The 13,488-nt window shown below is 63.9% G+C and carries 13 protein-coding genes; 5 read left to right on the top strand and 8 right to left on the bottom strand.

The window, feature by feature from the left end:
- Positions 1-2: 2 nt before the first annotated feature.
- From gspG to ACZ889_RS09440, 6 genes are read right to left on the bottom strand one after another with little or no spacing between them, the layout of a single operon-like run.
- On the bottom strand, positions 3-437 hold the full coding sequence (gene gspG / locus ACZ889_RS09465) for a type II secretion system major pseudopilin GspG (protein ID WP_003254997.1): 435 nt from the start codon (positions 435-437) through the stop codon (positions 3-5).
- A 17-nt stretch (positions 438-454) separates the two neighbouring features.
- On the bottom strand, positions 455-1,657 hold the full coding sequence (gspF, locus tag ACZ889_RS09460; protein ID WP_104886617.1) for a type II secretion system inner membrane protein GspF: 1,203 nt from the start codon (positions 1,655-1,657) through the stop codon (positions 455-457).
- 3 nt (positions 1,658-1,660) lie between these two features.
- The gene (locus ACZ889_RS09455) at positions 1,661-3,109 is read right to left on the bottom strand and encodes a GspE/PulE family protein (RefSeq protein ID WP_004575679.1); all 1,449 of its coding nucleotides are present in this window, start codon (positions 3,107-3,109) and stop codon (positions 1,661-1,663) included.
- On the bottom strand, positions 3,109-4,845 hold the full coding sequence (gene gspD / locus ACZ889_RS09450) for a type II secretion system secretin GspD (protein ID WP_476258016.1): 1,737 nt from the start codon (positions 4,843-4,845) through the stop codon (positions 3,109-3,111). The genes ACZ889_RS09455 and gspD overlap by 1 nt, the downstream gene beginning before the upstream one ends.
- Positions 4,846-4,866: 21 nt before the next feature.
- The gene (locus ACZ889_RS09445; RefSeq protein WP_070095972.1) at positions 4,867-5,289 is read right to left on the bottom strand and encodes a pilus assembly protein PilZ; all 423 of its coding nucleotides are present in this window, start codon (positions 5,287-5,289) and stop codon (positions 4,867-4,869) included.
- Positions 5,289-6,929 carry a bifunctional UDP-sugar hydrolase/5'-nucleotidase gene (locus ACZ889_RS09440; RefSeq protein ID WP_476257328.1) on the bottom strand — a complete coding sequence of 547 codons (1,641 nt, stop codon included), beginning with the start codon at positions 6,927-6,929 and terminating at the stop codon, positions 5,289-5,291. The genes ACZ889_RS09445 and ACZ889_RS09440 overlap by 1 nt, the downstream gene beginning before the upstream one ends.
- A 223-nt stretch (positions 6,930-7,152) precedes the next feature.
- Here ACZ889_RS09440 and ACZ889_RS09435 point away from each other — a divergent pair, with 223 nt between their 5' ends.
- Positions 7,153-9,228 carry a PhoX family protein gene (locus ACZ889_RS09435; protein WP_180688763.1) on the top strand — a complete coding sequence of 692 codons (2,076 nt, stop codon included), beginning with the start codon at positions 7,153-7,155 and terminating at the stop codon, positions 9,226-9,228.
- A 251-nt stretch (positions 9,229-9,479) separates the two neighbouring features.
- On the top strand, positions 9,480-10,436 hold the full coding sequence (locus ACZ889_RS09430; RefSeq protein WP_476257327.1) for an RHS repeat-associated core domain-containing protein: 957 nt from the start codon (positions 9,480-9,482) through the stop codon (positions 10,434-10,436).
- Positions 10,437-10,740: 304 nt separating this feature from the next.
- On the opposite strand, the gene gspK is transcribed toward ACZ889_RS09430, so the two are convergent.
- A complete protein-coding gene (gene gspK / locus ACZ889_RS09425; RefSeq protein WP_004575684.1) occupies positions 10,741-11,706 on the bottom strand; it encodes a type II secretion system minor pseudopilin GspK in 966 nt (321 codons plus the stop codon).
- Between the two features lie 145 nt (positions 11,707-11,851).
- Here gspK and tatA point away from each other — a divergent pair, with 145 nt between their 5' ends.
- From tatA to tatC, 3 genes are read left to right on the top strand one after another with little or no spacing between them, the layout of a single operon-like run.
- Entirely contained in the window at positions 11,852-12,085 is a 234-nt protein-coding gene (tatA, locus tag ACZ889_RS09420) for a twin-arginine translocase TatA/TatE family subunit (RefSeq protein WP_003255011.1), read from the top strand.
- Positions 12,085-12,375: a Sec-independent protein translocase protein TatB gene (gene tatB, locus ACZ889_RS09415; protein ID WP_003255013.1), complete on the top strand. Its 291-nt coding sequence runs from the start codon at positions 12,085-12,087 to the stop codon at positions 12,373-12,375. The genes tatA and tatB overlap by 1 nt, the downstream gene beginning before the upstream one ends.
- Positions 12,372-13,133, top strand: a complete 762-nt coding sequence (tatC, locus tag ACZ889_RS09410) for a twin-arginine translocase subunit TatC (RefSeq protein ID WP_003255015.1) — start codon at positions 12,372-12,374, stop codon at positions 13,131-13,133. Before tatB ends, tatC begins: the two co-directional genes overlap by 4 nt.
- 41 nt (positions 13,134-13,174) lie before the next feature.
- On the opposite strand, the gene ACZ889_RS09405 is transcribed toward tatC, so the two are convergent.
- Positions 13,175-13,486 carry a YqfO family protein gene (locus ACZ889_RS09405; protein WP_003255016.1) on the bottom strand — a complete coding sequence of 104 codons (312 nt, stop codon included), beginning with the start codon at positions 13,484-13,486 and terminating at the stop codon, positions 13,175-13,177.
- Between the last annotated feature and the right edge of the window lie 2 nt (positions 13,487-13,488).

The following is a 13,488-nucleotide window of genomic DNA, read 5'->3' as shown; positions in this document are numbered from 1 at the left end:
CGTTACAGCGCCCAGTTACCCAGGTCGGCATCCTGGCCTTCTCCACCCGGCAGGCCATCGGCACCCAGCGAGTACACATCGACCCGGCCATGTTCCCCAGGCATGCGGTACTGGTACGGGGTGCCCCACGGGTCTTCCGGCAGGCGACGCACGTAGCCATCACTGCGCCAGGCCCGAGGCAGCGGCTCCTGAGCCGGCTTTTTCACCAGCGCGGCCAGGCCCTGTTCGTTGCTGGGGAAGCGCAAGTTGTCCAGGCGATACATGTCCAGCGCCTGCTCCAGGGTGGCCAGGTCGGCCATCACCTTCTGCTTCATGGCCTTGTCCTGGTTGCCCAGCACGCTGGGCGCCACCACGGCAATCAGCAGGCCGATGATGAAGATCACCACCATGATTTCCATGAGGGTGAAGCCGCGTTGGCGGTTACGTCGATGCTGCATGGCAATACTCCTTGTCGTCACAATTGCAGGCCCTGGTTGAGTTGCATGATCGGCAGCAGCACCGCCAGCACGATGAACAGCACCACGGCGCCCATCACCAGGATCATCAGGGGTTCGAACAGCGCCATGGCGGTATCGACCTGGCGGGCAAAGCCGCGCTCCTGGTCGTCGGCCACGCGCTCGAGCATGTCCGCCAGGGTGCCGCTGGCCTCGCCGCTGCCGACCATGTTCACCAGCAGCGGCGGGAATTGCTGGCTGGCATCCAGCGCACGGTGCAGGCTGGTGCCGCCCTGCACGTGTTGGCGCACCTGCTCCATGGCCAGGCGGATACGCCGGTTGCCGATGGTTTCGGTGGCCACTTGCAAGGCTTCGAGCAGGGCCACGCCACTGCCACAGAGAATCGCCAGGCTGCGCGCCAGGCGCGCGCTTTCCAGCACCTGCAGCAGGTTGCCAATACGCGGCAGGCGCAGCAGCAGCTGGTCGCGACGCAGGCACCAGTGCGGTTTGCGCAACAACCAGCCAGCCAGCCCCCCGAGCAACAGCGCCACCCCTAACAACCACGGCCCGGCGTGCACCAGCCCCTGGCTCAGGCCGATCAGCAACGAGGTGATCAGCGGCAGGCTTTGCCCGGCATGGGCGAATTGCTCGGTGAGTTTGGGCACGACGAACGTCATCAGGCCAATCACCACGGCCAGCGACACACCCATCAGCACAGCGGGGTAGATCAGCGCTGTGCGGGCCTTGTGTTGCTGGCGTTGCACCTGCTCCAGGTGGTCGGCCAAGCGGGTCAGCACCTGGGCCAGGTGCCCGGAACGTTCGCCGGCCTCGACCAGCGCGCAGTACAGGCCAGTAAACGGTGCGCCCTGCCGGGCCAGGCTGCGGGCCAGGCCCAGGCCTTCGGCCAGTGAGCCGCGCAAGGCCACCAGCACACTGTGCAAGGCGGGTTGACGCAGTTGCCGTTCAAGGGTGGCAAGGGCATCGACCAAGGGAATGCCGGCCCCGGTCAAGGTGGCCAGCTGACGGGTCAGCTCACACAACTGGGCGCGGCTCAAGCGCTGGCGTCGGGGTTGTCGGCTGCCGGCTTCATGGCGCTGCAACTGGCGGGCGAACAGGCCCTGCTCGCGCAGCAGCTGGCGGGCGTGGCGTTCACTGTCAGCCTGCAGGCTGGCCTTGTGCGATTTGCCGGCGAGGTCAACGGCCTGGTAGCGATAGGTCGGCATGCCTTAGCCCTGCACCACGCGCAGCACTTCAGCCAGGCTGGTCTCGCCGCGGGCCAGGCAATCGCTGGCCATCGCCACCAGGCTCTGGCGCCGATCAGCCAGGTAATCTTGCATGGCCAGCTCACTGGCGCCGTCGTACAACAAGCCGATGAGCCCAGCGTCCAGTTCGATAAATTCGTACAGCCCCAGTCGCCCGATATAACCGCTGCCCTGGCACTGCTCGCAGCCCACGGCGTGATAAGTGCTGTCCAGTGCCGCCAGCTCGGGCCACAGCTCGCGCTCGGCGGCCTGTAGCGGGTGCGCCACCGCACAGCCGCACAAACGCCGCACCAGGCGCTGGGCCAGGACGCCGCGCAGGCACGAGGCGATCAGGAAGGGCTCGATGCCCATGTCGCGCAGGCGGGTCACTGCGCCTACCGCGCTGTTGGTGTGCAAGGTCGACAGCACCAGGTGGCCGGTGAGGCTGGCCTGCACGGCGATCTGCGCAGTCTCCTGATCACGGATTTCGCCGAGCATGATCACATCAGGGTCCTGACGCAGGATGGCGCGCAGGCCACTGGCAAATGTCAGCCCGGCACGCGGGTTGATGGCGGTTTGGCCAATGCCGGCGATGGCGTACTCCACCGGGTCCTCGACGGTGAGGATGTTGCGGCTGCCATCGTTGAGGCTGTTCAGGCTGGCGTACAGGGTCGTGGTCTTGCCCGAACCGGTCGGGCCGGTGGACAACACGATGCCGTTGGGCCGCGCCAGGCAACTGCGCAGGCCCTGCAATACCGCTGCCGGCATGCCCAGGTTATCCAGCGCCAGCAGGCTGGCCTGCTTGTCGAGCACGCGCATCACCACCCGCTCGCCGTGGATGCCGGGTAAGGTCGAGACCCGTACGTCCACTTCGCGCCCCGCCGCGCGCAAGGTGATGCGGCCGTCCTGGGGCTGACGCTTTTCAGCAATGTCCAGGCGGGCCATGACCTTGATCCGTGATACCAGCATGGCCGACAACGCACGTGGAGGGCGCAGCACCTCACGCAGGTGGCCATCGACCCGCAAACGCACCACCAGGCTCTGCTCGAAGGTCTCGATATGGATGTCCGAGGCGCGCAGCCGCAGCGCCTGGCCGAACAGGCCGTTGATCAGGCGGATCACCGGGGCTTCGTCGTCGCTTTCAAGCAGGTCTTCGATGCGCGGCATCTCGCTCATCAGGCTATCCAGGTCGACCTGGTCGCCAATGCCTTCGATCAGCGCTTCGGTGGCGGCATCGCCGGCCTGGTACAGCTGGCCAAGGCGCTCGTCGAACAGCGCAGGTTCCAGGTATTCGAGCAGGCTTGGCTGGCCATGCACACGCAGCAACTCCTGCAACTGGGCATTGTCGGCGTCGGGCCGCAGCCATAGCTGCCAGCCCTGCTCTGCCGGGGCCATGGCCACTCCGCTCTGCCGTGCCTGGCGATAGGGCAGCATCACCAGTCACCGCCTTCCAGGCGTGCGCGGCTGGCGGGGAATACCTGCAACAGCCGCGCGCCCTCTGCAAGGTCCGGCAATTGCAGCGGTGTGGTCTGCTGCAGGGTGCGGTACTTGTCTTCACTGAGGCCCGCCAGGCTCGGGCCGTCGCGCAGAATGCGCGGGCGGATGAACACCATCAGGTTCTGCTTGGTGTTCCTGGTGGCATCGGAGCGGAACAGCCGGCCAAGATAAGGAATGTCGCCGAGCAGCGGCACACGCTGGTTGCTGGTACTCAACTCGTCGCTGATCAGGCCGCCAAGTATCACCAGGCCGTTGTCCTCGACCATGACCTTGGTCTTGATCTCGCGCTTGTTGGTGATCACGTCGCTGGCCGAGCTGGTGTCGGCAATCGACGACACCTCCTGAACGATGTCCAGGCGCACGCTGTTGTCGACATTGATCTGCGGCTTGATGCGCAGCTTCACCCCGACTTCCTTGCGCTCGATGGTCTGGTACGGGTTGGCGTTGTTCTGCGTCACGGAGCCGGTGACGAAGGGCACTTCCTGGCCAACCAGGATCGATGCCTCGGCGTTGTCCAGGGTCAGCAAGGTGGGCGTGGACAGCAGGTTGAAGCCGCTCTTGCCCTTCAGCGCGTTGACCAACATGGCGAAGTTGAAGCCCCCGCCGAAATGGCCGATGCCCGCCGTGGCACCGGTGGTGGTGGACAACAGGTCACCCAGGGCCTCGTTGTCGCCATTGGCGGCGGCCCCGGCAATGCTGGCGATATTCACCCCGTTACTGCCGAAGTTGACGATACCGGCACCGAACTTCTCGTCGGCGAACAGCCACTGAACGCCCAGCTCCTGGGCGCTGCTGTCGGACACCTCGGCGATGATCGCTTCGACCACCACCTGGGCACGGCGAATGTCCAGTTGCTCGACAATCGCCCGGTACGCTGCCAGCTCGCTGTCGGGGCCGACCATGACCACGGCATTGGTCCCTTCTTCGTATTCCAGGCGGATACCCGGGCCACCGGAGGCTGGCATCACCGGCCGGTCCTTGCCCTCTGCCTCGCCCGCGCCTTCAGCCGGCACCGCCCCTTCCTGGCTGAGCCCTCGCAGCACCTTGACCACTTCACCAGCATTGGCATGGCGCAGGTAGATCACCTGGGTGCTGCCGCTGCCCGGTGCCTCTTGAGGGCGGTCGAGCTGGCGCAGCAGGCTGGCGATGCGTTCGAGGTTGCTGCGCCAGTCAGTCACCACCAACTGGTGCGCCGCCGGGTACGGTGTAATCACCCCTACCCGCGGGTCGATCAGCGGTTTGAGGATGCCCAGTACCTGTTCGCTGGCGGCGTTGCGCACGCTGAATACGCGGGTGGCCACGCTGTCGCTGCCCTCGCCCTGCTGCCCGCCCGCCTCTACCGGCACCGGCTCCAGGCGCGCGGCCTGGTCGGGCACGATTTTCACGCTGCCGTTGGGCAGGTCGACGGTGGCATAGCCCTGGGCGCGCAGTTGGGCCAGGAAGATGTCGTAGATAGCGTCGGCGTCGTGCAGGTCGACAGTGCGCACGGTGACCTTGCCCTTGACCCGGGGGTCGACGATGAAGGTGGTGCCGGTGATACGCGACACGCTGTCGATGAACTCGCCGAGTTCGGTATCGACGAAATTCACTTCGTACATCGGCGTACCGTTGTCATCGAACACCGGCTCTTGGGCATAGGCCATGGACAAGGCCAGGCTCAGCGCAGCCGCCATGCAGTATCTAACAGGCATCGTTCATCCTTGCCGCTTGAAGCCGGTCACGGCGGGGCGTGGCGGCCAGGGCAGGCGCTCACGCCGCCCCTGGTTGTTGAAAATCAGGCCATCGCTGTCGATGTCCTGCAGCACGATCCCTGGCGCCAGGCGCTGACCGCGGGCCAGGGTGCGCACTTGCTCGCCGTAGCGCAGCACCACCACACTGGCGGCCAATGGCTGGGCCTTGAGGCCGCCGAGGTATTGCAGCGGCAGACGGGTAATGGTGATGGCGCCGTCGTCGGGCGGCGCCTGCCAGTGACCGACCATCAGCCCGGGCAGCAGGCTGTCAGCCACCGCAGACGCCTTGGCCGGGTGTGGCTGCCGGCTCAACTGCAGCACACACTGCGCAGACAGCCAGCCGGCCAGGGTCAGGCCAGCGCCGGTGAGCAGACGCGAGGTGAGCATCACGAGGCCAACTGCCGTGGATGCCAGCCTGGGTGCCCCTGCACGTAACGCACTTCGGGCAGTTGCAGCGGCGCCAGTTGCCAGTTGTCAGGCTGACGGGCCAGCCAGGCTTCGACCCGCTGCCACAGTGGCTCGCCGGCCTGGCTTTCGAATTGCAGGCCAAAGGTGCGGCACAGGCCCTGCACCGGCTCCAGCCCCGTGATGCGCTTGCCTTGTGGGCTGTAGCTGACGCTCCAGGCCTGGCCCTGCCAGCGCGGCAGGTCCTGGCTGTTGTCCAGCAGCAGCGGGTCACCGAACAATTGTTCAGCGGCGTTTTCCAGCACTTGTTCGACCTGCCTGGCCGGTGCCTCGACCACTGGCGCCGGGTAGCCACCGGTAAGGCTGATCAGGTGTTCGCGGGTAATGGGCGCCCCTGCTGCCAGCGGGTAGTCATAACGCAGGCCCGGCAACAACACGGGCATGCTGCTATCGTCGGCCAAGGCTTGATGCAGCAGGCAGTCCCAGCTGCCGCCACGGGTATCGCGGCGCCACAAGGCCTGGGGCGCGCGGGCCAGCGGCTGGTCGAGCCAGGCCGCGTGGCCGGCCCGTTGCTGGTGCAATTGCGCCTGCAATTGCGCGACACGCAGCTGCGCGGCAGGCGCCAGTTGCTGTTCAAAGGCCGGGAAAAAACGCCCGTCGAACTGCCACTGGCCGGCCACACGCTGGCAGCGCAGGCGAAAGGCACCGCTGCCCCGGCAGCCGGCAAACAGCACCGGCACGCGCCGACCGCTGGCCTGGGTGACCTCGACCGGTGCGGGCCACAGGTCCTGACCACGGGCGCACAACAGCACGTCGATTTGCGGCACCCGTTCAGCCAGCCACAGGCCGGGGCCCGTGCCTGCATCGGCCATGGCCACCACCAGGTCAGCCTCGTGTCGGGCTTGTTCGAATACCGGCAGCAGAGACTGGTACCACTGTTTAAGTGAGGCTTTCTGGTCCTGGGCATACGGGTCGGTCACGCCGACCACTGCGATACGGGCACCGCCGCGCTCGAAAACGTGCAGGGCTTGCACACCCAGTGCCTGGCGTTGTGCGTCAGCCAGCCCGGCGCCGAGGGTAATGGCGCTGGCCTGGCGATACAGGCCCGTGCTGCGTTGTGGCCACAGCACACGCTCGTCGCTGCTGACCCGCGCTTCGATGCCCAGCAGCTGGCTGCCTTGCACACCACTTTCGCCCTGGGTCAGGTAGGCCAGGCCACTGCCATTCCAGCCCTGGCCGTTTTCCAGGGTCAGGCTGTTGCCCGCACCGGCCTCGCCACGCAGTTGTTCCAGCAACGCCGCGAGCACCGCATAACCGCCCAGCTGGGCTGTCGTTGCCTGGCGGGCATCGAGCAGCGGCGCCAGTTGCGGGTAGGCGATACTGGCGCTGCGGCCGGTCATCCAGGGCGCACGGCCCAAGTGGCTGACCGGCCCCAACCGGGTAGCCGGTACCACCGCCTGGCCAGGCTGGCGGGCATCGAGGGTATCGGCGACGTACAGCAAGTCGAGCTGGGCGTTGCCGCCCTGCTGCCCTGGGAAGGCTGTGCAGGCGCCGAGCAGCGGTGCCAAGGCACCGATACCCATCCAGCCGATCACTTCGCGCCTGTGCACACTGCTCGCCATCGCATCCGCCATCCTTATCCACGTCCATCAGGGACCCGGATGTTGCGGCGTTGGCATTACAGTTTGATGGCAGAAATCCGACAGCAATTCCAATTTGATCTGTAGACCACAAATCTAAGAACTGGCAGTTTTAAAAGCTCGTTAACATTTCTGCCAAGGAATCATCACACTTGCGCCTTAAAGTCGCGGTTTCCTCCAACTCAGCCAACACAAGGACACCCTGATGAGTCGAGATACCGGCGACAACCTGGACCGGAACCAAAGCGGCAACCTGCCGATGGCCAACGTCATGGACGCCTACCTGAGCCGCCGCAGCGTCATGCGCGGCAGCCTGGGCGCCGCCATCGCCATGATCGCCGGTACCGGCCTGACAGGCTGCTTCGACGGTGGTGGTTCCGATCACGATGATCCGGTCACCGAGCCCCCGGTGACCGAACCGCCAGTCACCGAGCCGGAAGTGCCGAAACTGGCACTGGGCTTTCAGTCCATCCCAGGCTCGCGCACCGACGCCTGTGTAGTCGCCGCCGGCTACAGCGCCTACGTGCTGGCGCCCTGGGGGACGCCACTGAACAGCAACGGCAACCCGTGGAAGTCCGACGGCAGCAACACCTCGACCGACCAGGCCAACGCCATGGGCATGCACCACGACGGCATGCACTTCTTCCCCATCAACGGCAGCTCGGAAGACGGCCTGCTGGCAATCAATTTCGAGTACATCGACACTGCCGCCCTGCACCCGGCCGGCCCCACTACCGATGTCAACGGCAAGCGCCCGGTTGAAGAAGTGCGCAAGGAAATCAACGCTCACGGTGCTGGCGTTGTACGCCTGCAGAAGATCAACGGCCGCTGGCAAGTGGTCGACAACGACCCGCTGAACCGTCGCTTCACCACGGCTTCACGCATGGAAATCACCGGCCCGCTGCGTGGCACCGACCACGTCAAGACCAAATACTCCACTGCTGGCACCCACTGCCGTGGCACCAACAACAACTGCGGCAACGGCTACACCCCGTGGGGCACCTACCTGACCTGCGAAGAGAACTGGCCGGGCATCTTCGTCAACAAGGGCACCCGCCCCGAGGACCAGCGCCGCATTGGCGTGGGCACCTCCAGCGGCCAGTACAAGTGGGAAACCGCTGCCGGTGACGCCAGCGAAGTGGACGACGAATTCGCCCGCTTCGACGTTACCGTCAAAGGCGCCAGCGCCACCGACGACTACCGCAACGAAGCCAGCACCTACGGTTACATCGTCGAGATCGATCCGTACAATAACAGCACCCTGGCCACCAAACGCACTGCGCTGGGCCGCTTCCGCCACGAGGGCTGCGCCCCCGGCCTGCCCGTCGCCGGCAAGCCGCTGGTGTGGTACATGGGTGACGACTCGAACAACGAGTACCTGTACAAGTGGGTGTCCACCGCCGTGTGGGACGCCGCTGATGCCAACCCGGCCGACCGCCTGGCCACCGGCGCCAAGTACCTCGACCAAGGCAAACTCTACGTGGCCCGCTTCAATGCCGACGGCACCGGCGTATGGCTGCTGCTGGACGTGGCCACCGCCACCACCGGCGGCAGCACCCTGGGCGCGCTGTATGGTGACCTGCCGGGCATCATCCTCAACACCCGTGGTGCTGGCGATGCCGTGGGCGCAACGCCGATGGACCGCCCGGAATGGACCACGGTCAACCCGCTGAACGGCGACGTATACCTGACCCTGACCAACAACAGTGCACGCACCCCGGAGAAGGTCGATGCAGCGAACCCACGCGGCCCGAACCGACACGGCCACATCATTCGCTGGCACGACAGCGACGACCAACTGAGCTTTACCTGGGACATCTTCGTGTTCGGCGCCAACGCTGCCGGCACCGCCGACATCAACCGCTCCGGCCTGACCGAACTGAACCAGTTCGCCAGCCCCGACGGCATGAGCTTCGATAGCCGCGGCGTGCTGTGGTTCGAGACCGACAACGGCGAAACCACCTTGACCGACTACACCAACGACCAGTTGCTGGCGGTGATCCCTACCGACCTGGTGGATGCCAGCGGCAAGCAGGTGCCGGTGAACGCACAGAACCAGGTGGACCTGCGGCGCTTCTTTGTCGGGCCAAACGGTTGCGAGGTGACCGGTATTACCTTTACCCCGGACAACAAGACGCTGTTCGTCAACATCCAACACCCGGAGAACTGGCCGTATACCGACAAGGCAACCGATGCGACGCCGGCTGGGGCTACCGTACGGCCGCGGGCTTCGACGGTGGTGATCCAGCGTATTGATGGTGGGGAGATCGGGACCGCTTGATAGACCGGGGTACCGGGGCCGCTTTGCGGCCCAATCGCAACGCGAGGCCGCTCTTCGAAGGGATCGAATCCCCCTGAGCCGCCCTTGTGTCGCGATGGGCTGCATAGCAATCCAGCAAAATCTTTCCTTCCACTTCCCCTCGAAACCGCACACACAGTGGCAGTATTCAAGCTACCTGATAAATCTGCCAGTAGACATCCGCCCGCCTGTAGAAAATCATTCGACCACCTACAACTCTGCGGATGACGCATATGCGCTCAACAACGCTACAGTCAAAAAAGAAGCATTTCTTTTTCCAAGGTGACCGATTGGTTTGTGAAGCAAGTGACAGCCCCCGCCACCTGTTGTGGGGCAATGGCATGGCATTAGCAGAGTTAGAGATCCCCACACAAGCAGGCCAAATTCTACAATCTGACAATGCCAATTCTGCTTTGCGTGGCATTCCTGAAGGCTTGCCACAAAATTATACACCCTATGGTTTTCTCCACACAGTTCCATCATCACAACTTGTCGCATACAGCGGGCAGCGACTCGATAACGTGCTGCACTGTTACGCACTTGGCAATGGACACCGATTCTACAGCCCCACATTAAGACGTTTTCTCCAGCCTGATACTCAGTCTCCATTTCTTAAAGGTGGGCCTAACGGATACAGCTATTGTCAGAACGACCCCATCAATCGGAATGACCCGACTGGACAGTTTTGGGAATGGTTGCGGCAGAAGGTGAGTCAAGGTGTGAGTCAAGGTGTGCGTTGGCTGGCCAATCAGTTGCCAACGCTTTCTGTAGACAGACCACAGTTACCCATCGGCAACAGAAACTCGCAAAATCCAACTCCACGTATCAATTTACATAGAAGGGGACAAACACCGTCACCAGACTCACCCCACATTACCCTACAAGTCGATTACATCGAGGAAGTCGCGCAAATAGGAAACCGAGTCCTTAATAGCTCCGATGAGCTAGCTGAGGTTTCTGGACAAGTAATCACCCGCGCCCAGAATTTTGCCGCAGGGGTTATGGTCGGTACTGCAACACGGCTTGCGACTCAAAGTATTCTTGGCACAACCAATACATATCTCCCTCTTGCCACCGCGCTCTCAACTCAGGTATATCTCGACAGAGGCATCATCTTTGATGTTCTATCAAGCATTCGAAGCGGCACTACTCAAAATCCCCATGCTCCTTATATTCGTTTTAACGACTGAGGACGGTGGCACAAATTGTGCGCGATGGTGTGAGCTTGTGATGCGCTTTGTTCCCAAAAAGTATCGCTACGCAATCAGCTGCACGACGAGTCGAGGAGAAGAAATGATGATCACCTTAAGGATGCCAGCGGCAAGCAGGTGCCGGTCAGCGCGTCCAAATTCAGCACTCGGAGAACTGAAGTGTCGGTCAGCCAACTTTTGCTGGCTGTACCGGCCTCTTCGCGGGCAAGCCCGCTCCTACGGGGGCTCACTGGTTTCAGAACCAGCGTAGGGGCGGATTTGCCCGCTAAGAGGTCAGTGAACGTTACCAGGCTATCGGCTCCCGGCTACGCACCCGCACTTGTTGCGCAGGTACACGGGCATGCCATTGCACCACCCCCAGCGCCTCCACCTGGAACTCGCTGCGCATCACCCGCCCCTCTTCCTCGAACGACAGCTGCAACAGAAAATGCCCGCTGTTGAGCAGCAGCCCTTCGCTCAACCGTTCGAACGTTTCGTCATCCACCGCCCCCAGCGCCTGACGCAGTGCAGCCGCGTCCACATACCCCGACGCCGGCCTGCCGCTGACAATGCGGCTGAGCAGCGAACGCGAGTAACGCCCTTCATACAGCGCCTCCAGCAGGGGCAGATGCTCCAACCCCAGCGCGTTGGCGTTGAGCCGCCAACCCGTGGTCTGGGGCAAGGCGCACAGCATCGGGTAACGCGCCTGGCGGTTGGCGTCCGGCTCCAGCAACAGGTTCAGCTCGCTGGTGTCGAGCATCGGCTGGTCAGCCGCCAGCCGTGGCGGTTGCTGACGCAGGTACTGGGCGCTCTCGGCGCCCTGCAGGCGGGCATCACTGTCGGCATCGAGCCAGTCGGCCAGGGCATCGACCAGGCGTTCGGCCGCCATGTCATTGCCCAGCAAATAACGCAACTGGCGCTCGGCGCGTTCGCCATCGGCCCCCAGCAACGCATTGACGTTGAAGCAGGTGTGCTGGTCGCGTACCCGCAACTGCGCCTGGCCAGCGCCAAAATCGTAGTTAAGCGGCTGCCCGCGCAAGGCTTGCCAGAACAGCGGACTGAGCCGCCAGGCGGGGTCACGCAGGGCCTGCCCGGCATAGGCCAGGCCGGCCTGCTCCATGGCCCGCACCTGCACTCGCTGGTGCAGCAGGCGCACTTCGTCGACCTGACGCCGGCCATCTTCCACCAGCCAGGCCATGCCCGCCGCCAGCATTGCCAGCACCACCATCACCATCAACAGGGCCGCACCCTGCTGTTGCCTTCCACCCATCGGTGCGTGCCTCGCTCGCGGAATAAAAACGCCAGTCAACACGCGGGGTGTTTCAGGTAGATGGCAGCGCCCGTTCGTCATGTGCTCGTCATCTAGGCAAGGCAGGATTGCCCTTCCTTTTCATGACCTTACAGGAGTGGTCGCTATGGGTGGCATTGGAATCTGGCAACTGGTGATCGTACTGCTGATCGTGTTCTTGCTGTTTGGTACCAAGCGCCTGAAGGGGCTGGGTAGCGATGTGGGCGAGGCGATCCAGGGTTTTCGCAAGTCCATGGGTGGTGACAATGACGCCAGCGCCGCTGACCAGGCGCACGTGCAGCAACAGTGCCCGCTGAACGGCCAAGTTGCCCAGCAATCTCAAGCGGACCGCCAGGCCTGATGTTCGAGGTAGGCTTCAGCGAGTTGCTGCTGATCGGCGTCGTCGCGCTGTTGGTGCTGGGCCCCGAACGCCTGCCGGTGGCAGCCCGCACCCTCGGCCGCGGCCTGGGCCAGGCGCGCCGGGCCATGCACGCCTTGCGCACGCAGGTGGAGCGCGAAATCGAGATGCCCAACCTCGACCAGGCACCTCTGCAACGCCTGGAACAGGAGATCCGCCAGGGCATCAGCCTGAACGCGGAACCGGCCAATGATGCGGCCACGGCCGTGCTGCCCAAGGAAAATGCTTCATGAGTATTGCCATGGACCCTGCCGCGAGCATGCCCCTGACCGAACACCTGCGCGACCTGCGCAAACGCCTGGTGCGTTGCCTGGCGCTGGTGGCCTTGGTGTTCGCCGGCCTGTTCCCCTTTGCCCAGACGCTGTACACGCTCATATCCGAGCCGCTACGGCGCTTTTTGCCGGAAGGCGCGAGCATGATCGCCACCAGCGTCACCTCGCCCTTTCTGGCACCGTTCAAGCTGACCGCGATGTGCGCCCTGTTCCTGGCCATGCCGCTGCTGCTGCATCAGGCCTGGGGCTTTCTGGCGCCGGGGCTGTACCGCCGTGAACGGCGCATTGCCCTGCCGCTGCTGGTATCGAGCATCGTTTTGTTCTATGCCGGCATGGCGTTCGCGTTCTTTCTGGTGTTCCCGATGATGTTCGGTTTCTTTGCCAGCGTGACGCCGGACGGCGTGGCGATGATGACCGATATCAGCCAGTACCTGGACTTTATCCTGGCGCTGTTTCTGGCCTTCGGGCTGGCGTTCGAGATCCCGGTGGCGACGTTCATCGTGGTCTGGGCAGGGTTGGCCGATGTGGCCACATTGCGGCGCAGCAGGCCCTACGTGGTCGTCGGGTGCTTTGTGGTGGGGATGATCCTGACACCGCCGGATGTGTTTTCGCAGACGATGCTGGCAGTGCCGATGTGGGTGCTGTTCGAGGTGGGGTTGCTGGCTTGTGGAATGTTGAAGCGGCCGGAGCCAGGCAAGGAGATTGTGGCTGGATTGTAGGGCCCTTTCGCGGGCGTGCCCGCGAATAGCCGTGATGCGTTCTAGAACTCGGCGAGCCGCCAGACTTCATAGGCTGGCGTCTCGTACGGGTGGCTCTGCTTGAGCGCAGCGACGACCTGGGCCACCAGCTCGTCAGCCACCACCAGCTCCACCTTCCACTCTTCCACCACCTCGACCTGGCCGGTTTGCCCGAGGAACGGCTGGCTGCCGTCCAACGGGCGGAACTGGCCCTGCCCAAGGGTTTGCCAGGCGCAGTGCTCATAGTCACCGATGCGCCCGCCGCCAGCAGCGAACACAGCGGCCTTGACCACTTCGACATGGCTGGCGGGGACGAAGAAGGCGAGCTTGTACACGC

The organism is Pseudomonas sp. TE3895 (genome assembly GCF_056278855.1).
Note: the sequence above shows the minus strand (reverse complement) of the source record. Positions and strands in the feature narration are given on the sequence as shown.

What these genes read in the sequence shown, in the direction of transcription:
- ACZ889_RS09455 (WP_004575679.1), bottom strand. Translation starts at nt 3,109, where the DNA reads ATGCTGCCCTATCGCCAGGCACGGCAGAGCGGAGTGGCCATGGCCCCG.
- tatC (WP_003255015.1), top strand. Translation starts at nt 12,372, where the DNA reads ATGAGTATTGCCATGGACCCTGCCGCGAGCATGCCCCTGACCGAACAC.
- ACZ889_RS09445 (WP_070095972.1), bottom strand. Translation starts at nt 5,289, where the DNA reads ATGCTCACCTCGCGTCTGCTCACCGGCGCTGGCCTGACCCTGGCCGGC.
- ACZ889_RS09430 (WP_476257327.1), top strand. Translation starts at nt 9,480, where the DNA reads ATGCGCTCAACAACGCTACAGTCAAAAAAGAAGCATTTCTTTTTCCAA.
- gspG (WP_003254997.1), bottom strand. Translation starts at nt 437, where the DNA reads ATGCAGCATCGACGTAACCGCCAACGCGGCTTCACCCTCATGGAAATC.
- ACZ889_RS09435 (WP_180688763.1), top strand. Translation starts at nt 7,153, where the DNA reads ATGAGTCGAGATACCGGCGACAACCTGGACCGGAACCAAAGCGGCAAC.
- gspD (WP_476258016.1), bottom strand. Translation starts at nt 4,845, where the DNA reads ATGGCGGCTGCGCTGAGCCTGGCCTTGTCCATGGCCTATGCCCAAGAG.
- gspK (WP_004575684.1), bottom strand. Translation starts at nt 11,706, where the DNA reads ATGGGTGGAAGGCAACAGCAGGGTGCGGCCCTGTTGATGGTGATGGTG.
- tatA (WP_003255011.1), top strand. Translation starts at nt 11,852, where the DNA reads ATGGGTGGCATTGGAATCTGGCAACTGGTGATCGTACTGCTGATCGTG.
- tatB (WP_003255013.1), top strand. Translation starts at nt 12,085, where the DNA reads ATGTTCGAGGTAGGCTTCAGCGAGTTGCTGCTGATCGGCGTCGTCGCG.
- ACZ889_RS09440 (WP_476257328.1), bottom strand. Translation starts at nt 6,929, where the DNA reads ATGGCGAGCAGTGTGCACAGGCGCGAAGTGATCGGCTGGATGGGTATC.
- gspF (WP_104886617.1), bottom strand. Translation starts at nt 1,657, where the DNA reads ATGCCGACCTATCGCTACCAGGCCGTTGACCTCGCCGGCAAATCGCAC.